At 74.6% G+C, this 15154-nt stretch carries 16 protein-coding genes; 8 read left to right on the forward strand and 8 right to left on the reverse strand.

Annotation, left to right across the window (positions count from 1 at the left end):
* Positions 1 to 32 precede the first annotated feature (32 nt).
* Complete coding sequence (locus tag OG618_RS03790; RefSeq protein ID WP_329485708.1) at positions 33 to 1241, reverse strand: serine hydrolase domain-containing protein; 1209 nt, start codon at positions 1239 to 1241, stop codon at positions 33 to 35.
* A 580-nt stretch (positions 1242 to 1821) separates the two neighbouring features.
* Here OG618_RS03790 and OG618_RS03795 point away from each other — a divergent pair.
* Genes OG618_RS03795 through OG618_RS03805 form a run of 3 tightly spaced genes read left to right on the forward strand, consistent with a single transcriptional unit; the run spans position 1822 to position 5218 of the window.
* Complete coding sequence (locus OG618_RS03795) at positions 1822 to 2088, forward strand: hypothetical protein (RefSeq protein ID WP_329485709.1); 267 nt, start codon at positions 1822 to 1824, stop codon at positions 2086 to 2088.
* A gap of 2 nt (positions 2089 to 2090) precedes the next feature.
* Positions 2091 to 4220 carry a DUF6571 family protein gene (locus OG618_RS03800; RefSeq protein WP_329485710.1) on the forward strand — a complete coding sequence of 710 codons (2130 nt, stop codon included), beginning with the start codon at positions 2091 to 2093 and terminating at the stop codon, positions 4218 to 4220.
* Positions 4220 to 5218 carry a hypothetical protein gene (locus OG618_RS03805; protein ID WP_329485711.1) on the forward strand — a complete coding sequence of 333 codons (999 nt, stop codon included), beginning with the start codon at positions 4220 to 4222 and terminating at the stop codon, positions 5216 to 5218. The genes OG618_RS03800 and OG618_RS03805 overlap by 1 nt, the downstream gene beginning before the upstream one ends.
* Positions 5219 to 5237: 19 nt before the next feature.
* Here the strand turns inward: OG618_RS03805 and OG618_RS03810 are convergent, their stop codons facing one another.
* From OG618_RS03810 to OG618_RS03825, 4 genes are all read right to left on the reverse strand, one after another.
* Positions 5238 to 5588: a hypothetical protein gene (locus tag OG618_RS03810; protein ID WP_329485712.1), complete on the reverse strand. Its 351-nt coding sequence runs from the start codon at positions 5586 to 5588 to the stop codon at positions 5238 to 5240.
* A 187-nt stretch (positions 5589 to 5775) separates the two neighbouring features.
* A complete protein-coding gene (locus tag OG618_RS03815) occupies positions 5776 to 6717 on the reverse strand; it encodes an NAD-dependent epimerase/dehydratase family protein (RefSeq protein ID WP_329485713.1) in 942 nt (313 codons plus the stop codon).
* Positions 6718 to 6812: 95 nt separating this feature from the next.
* Entirely contained in the window at positions 6813 to 7295 is a 483-nt protein-coding gene (locus tag OG618_RS03820; protein WP_329485714.1) for a GreA/GreB family elongation factor, read from the reverse strand.
* A gap of 152 nt (positions 7296 to 7447) precedes the next feature.
* Positions 7448 to 7876: a VOC family protein gene (locus OG618_RS03825; protein ID WP_329485715.1), complete on the reverse strand. Its 429-nt coding sequence runs from the start codon at positions 7874 to 7876 to the stop codon at positions 7448 to 7450.
* Positions 7877 to 7953: 77 nt separating this feature from the next.
* Between OG618_RS03825 and OG618_RS03830 the strand changes: the two genes are divergently transcribed.
* Positions 7954 to 8847, forward strand: a complete 894-nt coding sequence (locus OG618_RS03830) for a helix-turn-helix domain-containing protein (RefSeq protein WP_329485716.1) — start codon at positions 7954 to 7956, stop codon at positions 8845 to 8847.
* Between the two features lie 101 nt (positions 8848 to 8948).
* Entirely contained in the window at positions 8949 to 9581 is a 633-nt protein-coding gene (locus OG618_RS03835) for a hypothetical protein (RefSeq protein ID WP_329485717.1), read from the forward strand.
* Positions 9582 to 9688: 107 nt separating this feature from the next.
* On the opposite strand, the gene OG618_RS03840 is transcribed toward OG618_RS03835, so the two are convergent.
* Positions 9689 to 9889, reverse strand: a complete 201-nt coding sequence (locus tag OG618_RS03840; RefSeq protein ID WP_329485718.1) for a hypothetical protein — start codon at positions 9887 to 9889, stop codon at positions 9689 to 9691.
* Positions 9890 to 10046: 157 nt separating this feature from the next.
* Here OG618_RS03840 and OG618_RS03845 point away from each other — a divergent pair, with 157 nt between their 5' ends.
* On the forward strand, positions 10047 to 10301 hold the full coding sequence (locus OG618_RS03845; protein WP_329485719.1) for a hypothetical protein: 255 nt from the start codon (positions 10047 to 10049) through the stop codon (positions 10299 to 10301).
* 24 nt (positions 10302 to 10325) lie between these two features.
* On the opposite strand, the gene OG618_RS03850 is transcribed toward OG618_RS03845, so the two are convergent.
* Entirely contained in the window at positions 10326 to 11198 is an 873-nt protein-coding gene (locus OG618_RS03850) for an oxidoreductase (RefSeq protein ID WP_329485720.1), read from the reverse strand.
* Positions 11199 to 11269: 71 nt separating this feature from the next.
* Between OG618_RS03850 and OG618_RS03855 the strand changes: the two genes are divergently transcribed.
* Entirely contained in the window at positions 11270 to 12259 is a 990-nt protein-coding gene (locus OG618_RS03855) for an ArsR/SmtB family transcription factor (protein ID WP_329485721.1), read from the forward strand.
* A 19-nt stretch (positions 12260 to 12278) separates the two neighbouring features.
* On the forward strand, positions 12279 to 12872 hold the full coding sequence (locus OG618_RS03860; protein ID WP_329485722.1) for a hypothetical protein: 594 nt from the start codon (positions 12279 to 12281) through the stop codon (positions 12870 to 12872).
* Positions 12873 to 12907: 35 nt separating this feature from the next.
* Here the strand turns inward: OG618_RS03860 and OG618_RS03865 are convergent, their stop codons facing one another.
* Positions 12908 to 14521: an MFS transporter gene (locus OG618_RS03865; RefSeq protein ID WP_329485723.1), complete on the reverse strand. Its 1614-nt coding sequence runs from the start codon at positions 14519 to 14521 to the stop codon at positions 12908 to 12910.
* Between the last annotated feature and the right edge of the window lie 633 nt (positions 14522 to 15154).

A 15154-nucleotide genomic window follows, 5' to 3' on the forward strand; every position in this document is an offset into this window, starting at 1 on the left:
GGCCCGGCCGGCCCGCGGCGCGGCGGGGACCGTCAGCCCTCGGCCGGCAGCTCGTAGACGTGGTCCGGGGTGATGATCGAGGTGATCGCCCTGGCCAGCAGGGTGCTCGGCTCGAAGCCGTCGTGCAGGATGTCGGTGTTGATCAGGAGCACCATGGTGGCCTCCTGCTCCGGCAGGTACATCGTCACGCTCTCGTAGCCCGGCAGCGAGCCGTTGTGCCCGACCCAGCCGTGCGTCCGGAAGAGCCCCAGGCCGTACCCGGCGCCGTCGAAGCCGGGGACGGTGATGAACTTCTCCCGCTGCGCCTGGGTGGCCGGGGACAGCAGGGTGCCGGTGGCGACCACCTTGGCCCAGCGGCGCAGGTCGTGCAGGTCGGAGATCATCGCACCGGCCGCCCAGCCCCAGCTCGGGTTCCAGTCCGTGGTGTCGGCGACGTCGCCGCTCAGCGTCTGGTTCGTGTAGCCGTGCGCGTGCGGCTGCGGGAACTCCGCGCCGGTCGGCAGGAAGGTGTGGTCCAGGTGGGCCGGCCCGGTGACCCGCTGGTGGACGAAGTCCTTGAGCGGCATCCCGCCGAGCTTCTCCACCAGCAGGCCGAGCAGGACGTAGTTGGTGTTGGAGTACTGGAACGCCGCGCCCGGGGCGAAGACGTTCTGGTGGGTGAAGGCGTAGGCCAGCACCTCCTGCGGGGTGAACGACCGGGTCGGGTCGCTGAGCAGCGCCTGCTGGAAGGCCGGGTCGGCCGTGTAGGAGAACAGGCCACTGCGCATCTCCAGCATCTGCCGGACGGTGATGTGCTCGCCGTCCGGGACGCCGTCCAGGTAGGCGGCGATCGGGGTGTCCAGCCCGACCAGGCCGTCGTCGACCAGTTCCAGGACGGCGGTGGCGGTGAAGGTCTTGGTCTCGCTGCCGATCCGCATGTTGAAGTCGGTCCGCATCGGCGCGCCGGTCACGGTGTCGGCGACCCCGGACGAGCGGACGTAGGTGCCCCGGCCGGGCAGCCAGAGCCCGACGATCACCCCGGGGATGCCTGCCTCCAGGCGCGTGCACTCGATCGCCTCGTCGAGGCGGGCCGCGAGCGCGGGGTCCAGCCCGTGCGGCGGCCGGCCGTCGGCGGACCGGTCGGCGGCGGTGACGACCGCCGCCGGGGCGGCCTGGACCGGGGACACCGAGAGGGTGACGGGCGCGAGGGTGGAGAGGGCGAGCAGGGCGGTGGCCAGTCTGCGTGCGGGCACACGGCGCATGGGTGGGGGTCTCCTCCGGAAGTGGGCGGACGCTGCGAGGCCAAGGTCACCACCCCCGTGGCCCCGCCCCGCGCGCCCGCCGCCCACCCCCCGGCGAGTCCATCCGTACGGACCACCGCCACGCTCGGTCCCCTCAGCTCACCGGGCCGGGCCCGCCCGGAGCCCCGGGGCCCACCGGGCGGGCCGGGCCCGGCGGCGCCGCACACCGCCGCCGGAAATCCTGACGAAATCCTTACGCGAGCGCCTCCGGGCCGGACACCACCCCCCCTGACCTGCCGCGACGACCGTCCGCCGACCGGGCGGGCCACCGGCCGCGCCCCGGTCCCGCCCCGGCGCCCCCGGTCCGCCCCCTCCGCTCCGGGAGCGGACTCGCCGAGGGGAGTACGATCGCGCCGACGAAGCGCCAAGTGGGGTCGACCGCAAGCCCGGTGACGCTCAGTGCACCCGGCGGCCAGGCCGCCGGGAGCCGCGGAACCGCTCGCCGTCCCCCCACCGGGCGCGTGAGGCGACGAGTCGAACGGGGGCGGTCGGCATGAGCACACCGGCGGGTAGTGGTCAGTTCAGCGTGAACAGTCAGGCGATGAAGGGTTCGCAGTCGGCCTTGAACGGCATGGCCCTCGACTGCCCCACCATCGGCGCGCTGGCGGACGAGTCGACCAACGCGGCGGCCGCCGCGCACCAGGGCTGGGACACCGCCGGTGCGCTGCGCGCGGCGCTGGCCGAATGGCACGAGCAGGTCGAGCAGTTGACCGCGCGGCTGCACCGGAACAGCTCCGCGATGGAGCAGACGACGCTCAACTACCACACCACCAACCAGTCCATCGCCGACCTGCTCAAGGTGAAGTGACCATGCTCGGATACGAGGACGTCCTCCACGCGAACCCCGGCACGCTGTCCACCGCCGCGACGCAGTGGCGGGCGATGGCCGACCGGTTCCACACCATGGAGGGCAGCTTCGACCGCGACGTGCTCTCGGTGACCCGCGACGGCCTGTGGACGGGCGGCACGGCCGGTCTGGCCGACTTCCAACTGATGGCGACCAAGGGGCAGATCGTGGCCGCCCAGGTCGAGGCGAAGGCGATGGCCTCACTGCTCGACGACGCGCGGGCGGACTTCGAGGCCGCGCAGAAACAGGTCCGCGACGCCGCGGACGGCGCGGTCAAGGCCGGCTTCAAGGTGACCGGCACCGGCGTCGCCGTGCTCGATCCCAGCACGCTCGACCCGGGCACGCTCAACGACCTCCACCACGACGCCGACACCCAGCGGGCCTACCAGGAGGCCGCGGGCAAGTGGACGCAGGCCATCGAGGCCGGCCTCCAGCGGGCCACCGACGCCGACCAGCGCGCCGCCCGCGCCCTGCGCAGCGCCTCGAAGGCCGGCAGCTTCGACAACTCCTTCAACGGCTCGGCGCTGGGCGGCGGCGACCAGGCGGACGCGCAGCGCGCCGCCGACCTCGCCACCCGGATCGACAGTCTGAACGGCGACGAGCGGGCCCAGCTGGCGAACCTGATGAAGGCCAACGCGGACAGCCCCGAGTTCTCCCGGACACTGCTGGACACGCTCGGCCCCGACGGCACCCTGAAGCTCGCGGAGAAGCTCAACGACCCGGGCAAGGACGACGGGAAGAAGGGCAGCTACCCCGGTCTGCAGACCGACCTCACCCGGGCCATCGCCTCCGCCACCCAGGACCCGAACACCGAGTTCTACCAGAAGTGGCGGGCCGGCCTGCGGGAGAACGGCACCAGGAACTTCGGCTCCAACACCGAGCCGGTCTACGGGTACCAGATCCTCGGCACCCTGATGGGCAAGGGCGACGCGAAGTACTCCACGCCCTTCCTCACCGACCTCGGCGACGACATCATCGCCGCCGAGAAGAAGCAGCCGGGCCTGTGGAGCTACCGGGCGTCGCACGACGGCACCTCGCTCGGCGCCGACCCGCTGGACGAGCTGCTCGGCGTCATGGGCCGTCAGCCCGAGGCCGCGACCTCCTTCCTGGACCCGGGCGCGGACGGCTCCAACCAGCGGCTGCACTACCTGCTGAAGGACCGGGACTGGCCGCAGGGCTACCTCACCGGCTACACGGGCGAGATGAAGATGCCCGACCCGCTCTCCCAGAGCGGCCTGGCCGCCGCCGTCGAGGCCGCCGCCACCGGCGAGCGGGCCGGTACCGCGCACGACGGCAAGCACACCGAGGCCCAGGCCCGCGTCATGCACGACACCATCGTCACCATGGACGAGGGCCACGGCGGCGACAAGATCAAGGACACCCTGCGCCGGCCGCTCGCCAACGCCCTCGCCGACTACGTCGGCGACACCCACGAGCTGCTCAACGGCCGCAACGACGTCTACAACGGCCACACCGGCCACGACTCGGTGTGGAAGGACGGCGACACCACCCGGATGGCCGTCGGACAGGACAGCCTGGTCCGGTTCATGCGCGGCCTCTCCGACGATCCGGCCGCCTACGGCACCCTGCACCGCGCCGAGACGGGCCGGATCGACCAGGAGCTCGCCGCCATCGGCCCCAACCCCACCGAGGCCCAGATGAAGGACCCGATGGGCAAGGGCGCGGCGGCGCTCGGGGTCTTCGACGCGATCCGCGCCGACGCGGACCTGGACATGCGCGACGACAAGAACGCCCAGGCGGACTGGAAGGCCAAGGTCCTCTACCACACCATCGGCGCCCCGATCACCCCGATCGCACCGCTCGGCGACGCCGCCCAGCGCCTGGTCGACACCTGGACGTACGAGGTCAGCCTGGAGGAGAAGGACCGCAACAACAGCGAGGCCAACGCGAAGGTGTCGGACACCTACCTCGGTGCCAACCGCCAGATGTCCGACATGGTCGGCATCTGGGCCAGGGACCGCGGCATGGACCCGGACGGCCCGACCGTCAACTCCCTCCAGGACGACATGCTCAACAGCCGCAACCGCAGCAACGACGTCGCCGGCCGCTACCTCGGCCGGGGCAACGCCTGATGGCAGCAACGCCCGGGGCCCGCCGCACCGCGGCCGCCGCCACCGCCCTGGTGGCGGCGGCCGCGGTCGGCACCGGGCTCTGGTGGACGCTCGGGCGCGACGACCCCGACCGGGACTGCGCGGGCCTGCGCACGGACGCCCGCGTCCGGACCGTCCTCGGTGACACCTGGCGGTCCGACCTGCCGTGCGGCGAACTCGCCGCCGGGCTCCGCCGCGCCACCGTCGGGACGCGGCCCGGCGCCCACACCCTCGGGCAGGCCCACGCGATGCGCACGGTCGTGCTGGCGGTCGCCGACTCCGCCGGCCACCGGGTGCACCCGGACGTGCGCGGCCCGCTCGCCGAGGCCCTCGCCGACTACGCGGCCGACACGCACACGGTGCTCACCGGCGTCAGCAACACCGCGATGGCGCACGACGGCCCGGACGACGACGCCTGGCAGGACGACCGGGGGGTGCACTTCGCCGTCCGCGAGGACCAGTTGATCGAGGTCCTGCGCGGCCTCGCCGAGAGCGCGGCGGCCTACGCCGGCCTGCGCGGGGCGGACCTGCGGCAGGGCGCGGCGGGCCTGGCCGCCGTCCCGGCCGCCCCGTCGCCGGCCGCGATCGAGGACCCGCTGGCACGCGCCGCCGCACCCGCCGGGGTCTTCGACGGGATCGCCGACGACGTCCTGCGCGGGCGCTCCGGCGCCGCCCGGACCGCCTGGCAGGAGGGGGTGCTCCAGGGCCTGGCCCCCGCAGGGGCGCCACCCGCGTTCGGCGACGCCCCTGCCGAGTACCTCGCCCGGACCTGGCTGGGTCGGCTCGCGGAGCCCGCGCCCACCGCGCGGGAGCGGTTCGCCCGCCTCGACGACCAGGCCAACGGTCTCCTGGGCCTCTGGGCCGACGCCACCCACCAGGACGGGGCCGGGATCGGTCTGCCCGCGCTCCGGGACCGGGCCCGCGCGTCCACCGACCGCGAACGGGGCGCCGCGGCCGGACAGCTCAAGCAGGAGTCCTGACCGGCGCCGCCCCGACCGCCTAGGCCGGCCGGGGGCGCTGTTCCTCGTGGCCGCAGAGCCAGGCGAGCGCCTGGTAGGCGCCGAGGGCGTAGTCGGCGTCGTCCCGCAACGGCTCGCTCACCCGGACGGCCGCGGCTTGGCATTCGGCCAGGAGCTGTGCCCGGCACGGCCCTCCGGCGGCGCCGAGCGGGGCCGCCGCGGTCACCGGGGCGCCGGGCTGGGCGCCGGCGGCCCAGCGGTAGGCGCCGAGTACTCCGTGTTCGAAACCGGTCCACGGTTGCGGCGATCGGTTGGCTTCCTCGATCGCCTCGAACACCTCGTCCAGCCCCCGCACCCCCACGGCCGGGATCGTCGTTTCGTCACTGGTCATGACCGCAACCTACGTCCGACGGCGCCCGGTCGCCCGCCGAGGACGCCCGGCGGCGCGGTCCGGCCCACCGGGACCGGGTGTCCGTTCCCCTGGCGGTACGGGGGACGGCGGGCCGCGCACGCGGCCGGCGGCGTTGGGCCGTGGGAGGGATCCGGCCCGCCCCGGGCAGCGCCCGACCCGTGGCGGCTCAGCCCGAGGTGGCGACCCGGTCCCGCCACCACCGCAGCGTCGCCGCGACCTGCTCGTCGACGGGAGTGGCCCGCACCGCGAACTCGGCCTCGTAGGCGCTCGCGTCGACGACGTACGGGCGGTCGAACTGGTAGCGGGTCTCCTTCAGCTCCCGGACCAGCGGGGAGAAGAGTGCCGCCACCCCCAGCACGGCCGGCGCCAGCCTGCGCACCGCGACCGGCCCCGTTCCCGCCCCGGCGGCGAGCCGGTCGACCATCTCCCGGGCGGACCGCGCGGGCGCCGTCGGGACGTGCCAGGCCCGCCCCCAGGCACGCTCCTCGCCCGCGACCTCGACCAGCGCCCGGGCCACGTCGGGCAGGTAGCTCCAGCTGTGCGGGGCGTCCGGATCCCCCAGCGTGGAGACCGGCTTGCCGCGCAGCACGCGCGGCACGACCCGCCCGGCCAGGTGCCCGCCGTCGGTCACGCCGGGCCCGAAGAAGTCCGAGGCCCGCACCTCGACCGCCCGGATCCGGCCCTGCTCGTGCAGTCGGCGCGCCTGCTCCCACAGCGCGGCGCGCACCCGGCCCTTGGGCCCGGTGGCCGCGAGCGGCAGCCGCTCGGTCAGCGGGCCCGCCACCGGGCCGTAGCCGTAGAGGTTCCCGAGCATGACCAGCACGGCGCCGCTCGCCTCGGCCGCCGCGCAGGCCGAGGAGGCCAGCGGCGGCCAGTCCCGCACCCAGTGGTGGTACGGCGGCGCGGCGCAACTGTGGATCGCGGCCGCGCCCTTCGACAGCTCGGTCAGCCGGGCGCTGTCGGCCGCGTCCGCCGCGACGTGCTCGATCCCCGGTTCCGGGCTGCGGCCCGACCTGGTGACCACCCGTACGGTATGCCCCTGCTCGGCCAGCAGCCTGGCGGTGGCCGCCCCGGCGGGCCCGAATCCCATGACGACATGAAGGCTCACCCACGCACCCTAGCGCGACCGCACGGTGTCCTTTCGGCCGTCGGTCCGCGCTCCGGCGCCCGGAGTTGGCCGCCCGGCGCTCCCGGGGGACCGGCTCAGGCCGGGCCGGGCGGCGCGTCGATCGCCAGCACCTCGGCGGTGGCCGGGCCCGCAGGCGTGTCGTAGGAGACGGCTTCCCCGGTGCGGCGGCCGAGCAGCGCATGGCCGAGCGGGCTGTCGTAGGTCACCAGGGTCTGCTCGAACTCGTTGGCGAGCTCGCCGATCTGGAACGTCTCCTCGCCGCCGTCGGCGAACCGGAGGGTCACGGTGCTGCCCACCCCGATGACGCCGGGCGGAGCGGCGGGGGCCGTGGCCGCCTCGCTCAGTCGCGCGGTGATCCCGGCGATCCGGGCGTCCAGCCGGGCCGTCTCGGTGACGCGCTGCAACTCGTCGGCCTGGTCGGCCAGATCGCCGGCGGTATCGGTGCCGGTGCCTTTCAGGGTCGCCGCGACGGCGTCGCGTTCGATCCGCAGCTGCGCGAGCTCCTGTTCGAGGGCCTCACGGGCCTCGGGGCTGATGGGCTCGGGGACACCGGTCATTCCTGCTCCCGTGGTGTGGCGGGACAGAACAAATCGCCCTGAAGCGGGTATTTCCGAGCATAGCAAGGACCCTTCGGGCCGGTCGCCCCGGCGGCGCTCCCGGTAGGGCGACCGACCGGCCCCGTGTCCGGCCGGTCACCCCCCGGGGCCGGTCAGTCGCCGGCCGTGGTGGGGCGGTGGTGGACGTACTCGACCACCGTGCCGTCGGGGTGGCGGACGTTGAACCCGGCACCGGTGGGAACGTCCCGGAGCGGGACGACGATCTCCGCCCCCTCGGCGAGCAGCCGCTCGTAGTAGGGGCGGACGTCGTCCACCAGCAGCGTGCCGCTGGTGTCCCGGTACGGCGCCAACTCGCCCTCCTCGCCCGCGATCAGCAGGAACGCGCCGACGGTCGCCAGCCGCAGGGCGCCGAAGTCGAAGCCGGAGTCGGCCGTCACCGCCTGCAGCCGCTCGTAGAAGGCGACGGCGCCGTCCAGGCCGTCCGGTCCGAGGAAGACCCGGATCAGGACACGGGGCTCGGCGAGGTGGGAGGAATCGTTCTGCCGGCGCCACACCCGGGGCGTCCGCTGCTCAGCTGTCATACCGTCAGCCTCGCCCGTCCCGGGCGGTGGTGGCAGCCCACCGTTCATGGGGTGAGTCGCACTCATAGGATCAGCCCATGGACGAGTCGCTACGCCGAGAGCTCGGTGCCCATCTGCGCGCGGCCCGGGCGTCGATCGCCCCGCAGGACGTCGGCCTCGGCGCCGGCGGCCGGCGCCGCTCCCCCGGGCTGCGCCGCGAGGAGGTCGCCACCCTCGCCGGGGTCAGCGTGGCCTGGTACACCTGGCTGGAACAGGGCCGGGTGAGCACCTCGCGACAGGTGGTCGACGCCGTCTGCCGGGCGCTGCGAATGGATCCGGTCGCCCACCGGCACGCCCTGGCGCTGGCCGGGTTCCTACCCCCTCCCCCGCGCGCCGGGCAGTGGGCGGCGGCCGTCCCCGGCCCGGACACGCTGGCGCTCGTCGACAGCTGGCACGCCACCCCGGCGCTGGTACTGGACGAGCGCTTCGACGTCCTCGCCGCCAACGCGGCCCACCGGCGCCTGTGGGGGCCCCTGGAGGAGGCCCCGGCCGAGGAGCGCAATCTGCTGCTGCACCTCGCCGCGGGCCCACCCGGACGCCACCGGATCACGGCCGGCCCCGCCGACGGGAACGGCCCCGGCGGACAGGCGCTGCTGCGCGGCCTCTACGAGCAGTTCCGGGCTGCCACCGCCCACGTCCCCGACGACCCCCGGTCCGCGGAGATCGTCCGCCGGCTGCACGCGCTGCGGCCGGACGCCGCGCACTGGTGGCAGTGCCGCGCCGTCGCGGACTTCCGGCCGAGCACGGTCGAGGTGATGGACACCGGGCGCCCGGACCGGGTGCTGCGGCTGACCTTCTCGCTGCTGCGGCCGGCGGCCGACACCGGGGTGCTGCTGCTCACCCAGCACCCGGCCGACGCCACCGGAGCCGCCCTGCTCGCCCGGCTCGCGGCGTGCGCCGATCGGGCTGACGCAGCGTCAACCCATCTGTAGGCAGAGCATGGTGTCCGACGAACCCGGCCCGGGCACGCGGGTTCGGCCGCCGCCGCGGGTGGAACACCCCCCAAGGGATCTCCGGTGGAGGGAACAGCGCCATGGGCCTCTTGCACACCGCCTGCACGGTGGCCGTTCCGCTCCTCGCGATGTGGTCCGTCCTGCGCGTGTGGTTCCGCGGCGACGCCGTGGTCGCGGACTCGCTCGCCGCGTACTGCTGGTCGGCCGTCGGCATCGCGCTCGGCCGGACGGCCGGTCCGTGGTGGCTGCCGACCGTCTGCTGGACCACCGCGGGCGCCACCCTGCTGTCGCACCTGATCTCGCTGCTGAGGCTGCTGTTCGAGAAACCGCTGGTCCGGGTCGACCCGGCACGCTTCCGGGAGAGGCTGCTGGAGATCTGCGGGACGGAGACCGGACCGGAGGCCTTCCTGGTCGGCGTGGGCCCGGACGGCACGGTCGTGGTCCGGGGCCTGGAGGCGGCCGGAGTGCCGCGCCACCGGCACCGGCCGGGCCCCGGCTGCGCCACCTGCTACCTGGAGGAGTTCGTCCGCGAGCTCGCCGTCAACGGCACGGACGCGGTGGACCGCTACCGCGGCCTGCTGAAGCGCCGCGCCAACCGGCTCTTCCTGCTGCGGCGCGGCGTGATCGACAACCGGTGGACGGCGGAGCTCCGGCAGGTGCCCGGCTTCAGGACGCCGTTCGAGTACTCTCCGTGCGCCGTCCACCGCCTCTGACGGCGCTCCGCACACCGCCGGTCACACCGAAGCGGCCGTTCGAGACCGGCGCCGCGGTGGCACCGGTCTCGAACGGCCCCGGCAGCGGGTCCGCGGAGCGGAGGCGCTCAGGGAAGCAGCTTGTCCAGGGCGGCGGGGCCCTCCGCCGCCAGCTTCCGCTCCGCCCACGCGAGGGTCTCCGGGGTGATGTCGCGCCCGGAGGCCAGCACCAGGTCCTCGGGGGTGACCTCACCGCCGGCGCCGGTGTGCAGCAGGGCGTCCGGCGTGACCTCGCCGGGCCACTGAATCGAATCGGGTCGGTCGTTCATACCGCCTCCTAGTTCGTTCACTGCCTCCATCCTGGCGCCTGGAGGGCGAAAACGGACAGCCGTACGGGGTACGCGGGGCCAGATGGTGGAACCGGCCGCGCGCTCGGCCCGCGCGGGGGTGGCACCGGGAGCGCGCCGGAACCCGGACAATGACGGGATGAGCAGCGCACACCAGCAACCCCGTGGCCTCACCTCACTGATCCCGCAGTCACGGGCCACCACGGCCAGTGAACGGGCCGCCGCCCAGCTCCTGCACCTGCGCGAGACCTCGCTGCCGGTGCCGGTGGTCGCGGCCGCCGCCGAACTCATCGCCGACCGCCTGGACGACCCGGATCCGGTCACCCGCGAGGTCGCCGCCGCCGTCCACAGCCGCCTGCTCGCCGCCCTGGCGGACATCGCGCCCGGCCGGTGAGCCCGCCCGGCGACCGGGGGCCGCTCAGCGGGTGCCGACGGCGTCCAGGACGCGCAGCGCCCGGTCGGGCAGCTCGACCGAGGCCGCCGCGATGTTCTCGCGCAGGTGCGCCACCGAGGAGGTCCCGGGGATGAGCAGGATGTTCGGGGAGCGCCGCAGCAACCAGGCCAGCGCCACCTGCCGGGCCGTGACGCCCAGGTCACGGGCGACGTCCTCCAGGGCGTCGACCTGGAGCGGGCGGAAGCCGCCCAGCGGGTAGTAGGGCACGTAGGCGATGCCCTGCTCGGCGCACCGGTCGACCAGGTCGTCGTCCCCGCGCAGGGCGACGTTGTAGTGGTTCTGCACACAGGCCACCGGGGCGATGTCGCGAGCCGCCCTGACCTGCTCGGCGCCGACGTTGCTGACCCCGAGGTGGCGGATCAGGCCCTGCTCGCGCAGTTCGGCGAGGACGGCGAACGGCCCGGCGAGGTCGGCGGCGGCCCGGGTGTCGGTCATCCGCAGATTGACCAGGTGCAGCGCCGGTACGTCCAGCCGCCGGAGGTTGTCGTGGACGGCCCGGACCAGCTCGTCGCGGGACAGGGCGGCGGGCCAGGCCCGGTCCGGGGTGCGGCGGGCGCCGACCTTGGTGGCGATGCACAGGTGCTCCGGGTACGGGTGGAGGGCCTCCCGGATCAGGTCGTTGACCACGTGCGGGCCGTAGTAGTCGCTGGTGTCGAGGTGCGTGATCCCGGCCTCGACGGCGGTGCGCAGGACGGCGAGGGCGGCGTCCCGGTCCCGGGGCGGCCCCCACACCTTCGGGCCCGCCAGCTGCATCGCGCCGTAGCCGAGCCGGGTGAGGGCCAGCCCACCGATCTTCCAACTGCCCGCCGCGGCCGGGGCGGTCGTCTCTGAGGTCATGCCCGGATGATCTCCGGGCCGTACACTGGGCCGCCAACGATTAAGGGATGTCCGAATCCTGAGGAGGCCGCGTGCACGCGGAACTGGCGTTCTCGGCCGCCGACCTGGCCCTGGTGCGGTTCACCGTCTCGCCGATGTGGGAGGTGGGCACCAGCTACCGGCTGCTGGCCTCCGGCGCCGCGCACCCCGTGCACCAGCCGTGGATCCAGCAGGTCCGGCCGCGGGTCACCGCCGCGGGCCTGGACCGGGGGCTGCTCGCCGAGCTGGTGCCGCGCGCCGGCTACGTCGCCGACTTCCTCAACCCGGCGCCCGCCGGGCCCGCGCCCACCCTGGCGCAGGAGCTGGCCGGGATCCGCGCCACGCCCCCGTCCCGGGTGCACCAGGACCTCGAACGCCTGCGGGGCGAACAGGGCTCCCCCGGCCCCCGGCTGCGGGCCCTCCAGGCCTCCCCGCCGGCCCAGCTGGAGCGGCTGGCGGAGGAGATCGAGACGTACTGGGAGCTCGCCCTGGCCCCCTACTGGGCGCGGATCCGGGCGGTGCTCGACGCCGATGTCTTCCACCGGGCCCGCCAGGTCGCCGAGCACGGCACCGGGCGACTCCTCAACGAACTCCACCCCTCGGCGAGTTGGGACGACAACGCGCTGCGGATCGCCCGCCGGCGGCGGACGCTGTCCCGGCAGGGCGCCGGCGACGGGCTGCTGCTGATCCCCTCGGCGTTCACCGGGCCGCACCTGCTCACCCGGCTGATGCCGCCGGAGCCGCCCCAACTCGCCTATCCGGCCCGCGGCATCGGCGCCCTGTGGGAGTCCCGGCCGGCCCCGGCGGCGAACGCCCTGGCCGCCGTCCTCGGCCGCTCCCGGACCAGGCTGCTGACCGAACTGGACTCTCCGGCGTCCACCACCGAACTAGCCCGCCGCACCGGGCTCTCCCCGGCCGGGGTGTCGCAGTACCTCACCGCGCTGCGCGACGCCGGCCTGGTCAGCGCCCACCGGGCCGGCCGCTCGGTGCTCTACGCCCGTACCTCCGTCGCCGAAGCCGTGCTGGCGGCACCCCGGCCCTGAGGGCGTCGGCCGAGGGGGCTTGACCGGTCGTCACCCGTCCTGGGACTGCGAGTTCGAGACCTCCCAGCTGCAGGGCGGCCCGCACCTGAGGGTCGACGCCTCCTGCAAGCACGTCTACGCCCGGGACATCTACGCCTACGCGGGGAACTTCGCGCCCGGCTACGCCACCCCGCAGAACATCATCGCCTGGGCCGGCATCGCCAGCGCCCTGGAGAACGTCCTGATCGCCAACGGCCCGGTCGCCACCGTCAATTCCGGGGTCGACCTCTTCTCCGGCCCCGGCACGGTCGCCGTCCTGCGCGACGTGGTCGGCCTCTACGGCATCAGGCCGACCGGCCACCACGTGTCCTACGAGAGCTCCAGTTCGGGCGAGTTCCGGGTCGAGAACACCTACGGGAGCACCACCCAGGCCGGTGCCGGCGTCAGCCAGTCGGGCGGCACCCTCCCGACGAAGCACGCGCCGAACCCGCCGCTGCGCCTGGTCGCCGGCCCGGTCGGCGACGCGAGCTTCACCCGGCCGCCGGCCGACGGGACGCTCGCCGTGGACACCGCGTCGAAGCGGCTGTACGTGCGGGTGGACGGCGCCTGGCTCTGGTCACCGCTCAACCCGTAGCCGGGCACCCGGCCCGACACCGCGCCCGCGCGGTGTCAGGCCGCGCCGGTGCCGCCCTCGGAGACGGCGGCGGTGTCCACGACCGGCGCGGGGTCCGCGGTGACCCGGGTGCCGGGGTGCAGCAGCGCGCAGACGAAGGCGACCGCGAGCGCGGCCGCCATGCCGTAGAGCACGGGCCCGTTCGCCTCGGCGAAGTCCTGCCGGATCGCGTCCAGCAGCGTGGCGCCGACGCCGTTCGGCGCCTGCGAGCCCGAGCCGTGGCCGGTGATGCCCTTGGTGACGGTGTCGGCGACGCCGGGCGCGGCGTCCACCGGGACGCCGTTGGCGACCAGCGTGCTCCGCACGTTCCTGGTGGTGCTGTGCAGCAGGACGGTGCCCAGCACCGCCAGGCCCAGGCTCGCGGAGTAGTTGCGCACCGTCTGGGTGATCCCGGTGACCTCGCCGTACGAGGCGTTGATCGAGCGGTTGACGGCGTCCGTCGAGGCGGGGGTCAGCAGCAGCCCGATCCCCGCGCCCGCCAGGACGATGTACGGCCACTGCGCGCCGAGCGACAGGTCGGTGATCTTCGAGGCCCAGAGCGCGAAGCCGACCGCGGACACCGCCGTGCCCAGCAGCATCGGCGGGCGTGCGCCGCGCCGGTCCAGCATCCGCCCGCCGATCTGCGAGCCGGGGGCGAACCCGGCGAAGAAGACCAGCAGGTAGAGACCCGCCTCGTTGGGCGTCTGGTCCAGCGCCACCTGCGCGTAGACGGAGGCGAAGAAGAACACCGGGACGAAGGCGATCATCGCGAAGAAGAGCACGGCGTTGTCCGCCGCGAAAGCCCGGTCGGCGAAGACCCGCATCTTGATCAGCGGGTGCTCGGTGCGCAGCTCCAGCGCGACGAACACCACCAGGACGACCAGCCCGCCGACGATGCACAGCCAGGTCGCCCAGCTGCCCCAGCCCCAGGCCGCCGCCTGCTGGAGGCCGAGCACGCTCAGACCCATCCCGACGGCCACCAGGGCAGCGCCCGGCCAGTCGACCGGCTCGCGGCGGGGGTGGTTGCGGATGCCGGCGAGTACGGTCAGGACCACCGCGACGACCGCGACCGGCACGTTGACCCAGAAGATCGCCCGCCAGGTCCAGCTGGTCAGCCAGCCGCCGAGGATCGGGCCGATCGCGGTCAGACCGCCCGCGACCCCGAAGAACAGCGCCAGCGCCCGGCCGCGCCGCTCGACCGGGAACACCTCCACCACCACGGCCAGCGCCGCCGGGAACATCAGCGCCGCGCCGAGGCCCTGCACCGCCCGGAAGCAGATCAGCCAGCTCTCGGCGGCACCGCCGGAGGGCACCGCGCCGCAGAGCGCCGAGGCGATCACGAAGGTGAGCGTCCCGATCAGCATCATCCGTTTGTGGCCGAGGACGTCCGCCAGCCGGCCGCCGAGGGCGAAGAAGGCCGCGAGGGAGAGCAGGTAGGCGTTGACCACCCACTGCATCCCGACGGCCGACAGGCCCAGTTCGCGAATGATGTCGGGCGCGGCGATCGAGACGATCGTCTGGTCGATGAAGGTCATCGAGACCGCGAAGAGCATGGCCGCGAGCGTCAGCGACTGGCTCGCCGCGACCGGCGCGGACTCCTTCGGGGTGCGGTCGGGCCGCGGTGTACCCATCCGTCGCGTCCTTCCGTTCCTCCGGGGCCTCGGGGGCCTCCGGGTCCTCCGGTGGGTCCTCCGGTGAGCTCTTCGGGCCCTCCGGGCTCGGCGCCCGGCGGGCGGCGAGCCGCCGATCCCACGGTCGACACCCCCCCTGCGACCGGTCCCGCACGGCGTTCCCCGCGGTGGCCGCGTACCCGCAGCTCGGTGGCGGAGACGGCGCGAGACCACCGGCGGCCCCTCGCCGGGCCACCGGTGGCCGCTCAGGAAGTGCTCAGCACTGGGGCCGACGGCCGTGATTGGCCCCGCGCTTGGCTCGTGCCTTCTTCTTGCGACGTCGCTTCGACGACATGGCCACTCCTCTCCCGACGGGGTGCGCTGACCCCGGATTCCACCGTGGCACATCGGGCCGCGACGGGCCTCCGGAGCGCGTACGGGAGGGGGATCGGTGAGCGTGGAGGCCGCGCCGGCCGCCCGGGCCCGGCGCGGCCTCCACGCGTCGGCCCGCACACCGGAGCGGCCGACGGACCGAGTCGAACCTCCACTGTTCAGTGTGTTTTTGACTGCTCATCAGATCTATCGCTCACGCCCTCCGCAGCGCGCCGTGGCATCGCGGATACGGCCGCGCCCGGCCCGGGCGAACGGGCGGAA

The organism is Kitasatospora sp. NBC_01246 (assembly GCF_036226505.1).
Lineage (GTDB): Bacteria > Actinomycetota > Actinomycetes > Streptomycetales > Streptomycetaceae > Kitasatospora.

Bases quoted from the DNA above. Each gene is read 5' to 3' on its own strand.
- OG618_RS03840 (WP_329485718.1), bottom strand. From the start codon at position 9,889: ATGAACGACCGACCCGATTCGATTCAGTGGCCCGGCGAGGTCACGCCG.
- OG618_RS03825 (WP_329485715.1), bottom strand. From the start codon at position 7,876: ATGACAGCTGAGCAGCGGACGCCCCGGGTGTGGCGCCGGCAGAACGAT.
- OG618_RS03835 (WP_329485717.1), top strand. From the start codon at position 8,949: ATGGGCCTCTTGCACACCGCCTGCACGGTGGCCGTTCCGCTCCTCGCG.
- OG618_RS03830 (WP_329485716.1), top strand. From the start codon at position 7,954: ATGGACGAGTCGCTACGCCGAGAGCTCGGTGCCCATCTGCGCGCGGCC.
- OG618_RS03800 (WP_329485710.1), top strand. From the start codon at position 2,091: ATGCTCGGATACGAGGACGTCCTCCACGCGAACCCCGGCACGCTGTCC.
- OG618_RS03790 (WP_329485708.1), bottom strand. From the start codon at position 1,241: ATGCGCCGTGTGCCCGCACGCAGACTGGCCACCGCCCTGCTCGCCCTC.
- OG618_RS03805 (WP_329485711.1), top strand. From the start codon at position 4,220: ATGGCAGCAACGCCCGGGGCCCGCCGCACCGCGGCCGCCGCCACCGCC.
- OG618_RS03810 (WP_329485712.1), bottom strand. From the start codon at position 5,588: ATGACCAGTGACGAAACGACGATCCCGGCCGTGGGGGTGCGGGGGCTG.
- OG618_RS03845 (WP_329485719.1), top strand. From the start codon at position 10,047: ATGAGCAGCGCACACCAGCAACCCCGTGGCCTCACCTCACTGATCCCG.
- OG618_RS03820 (WP_329485714.1), bottom strand. From the start codon at position 7,295: ATGACCGGTGTCCCCGAGCCCATCAGCCCCGAGGCCCGTGAGGCCCTC.
- OG618_RS03795 (WP_329485709.1), top strand. From the start codon at position 1,822: ATGAAGGGTTCGCAGTCGGCCTTGAACGGCATGGCCCTCGACTGCCCC.
- OG618_RS03850 (WP_329485720.1), bottom strand. From the start codon at position 11,198: ATGACCTCAGAGACGACCGCCCCGGCCGCGGCGGGCAGTTGGAAGATC.
- OG618_RS03865 (WP_329485723.1), bottom strand. From the start codon at position 14,521: ATGGGTACACCGCGGCCCGACCGCACCCCGAAGGAGTCCGCGCCGGTC.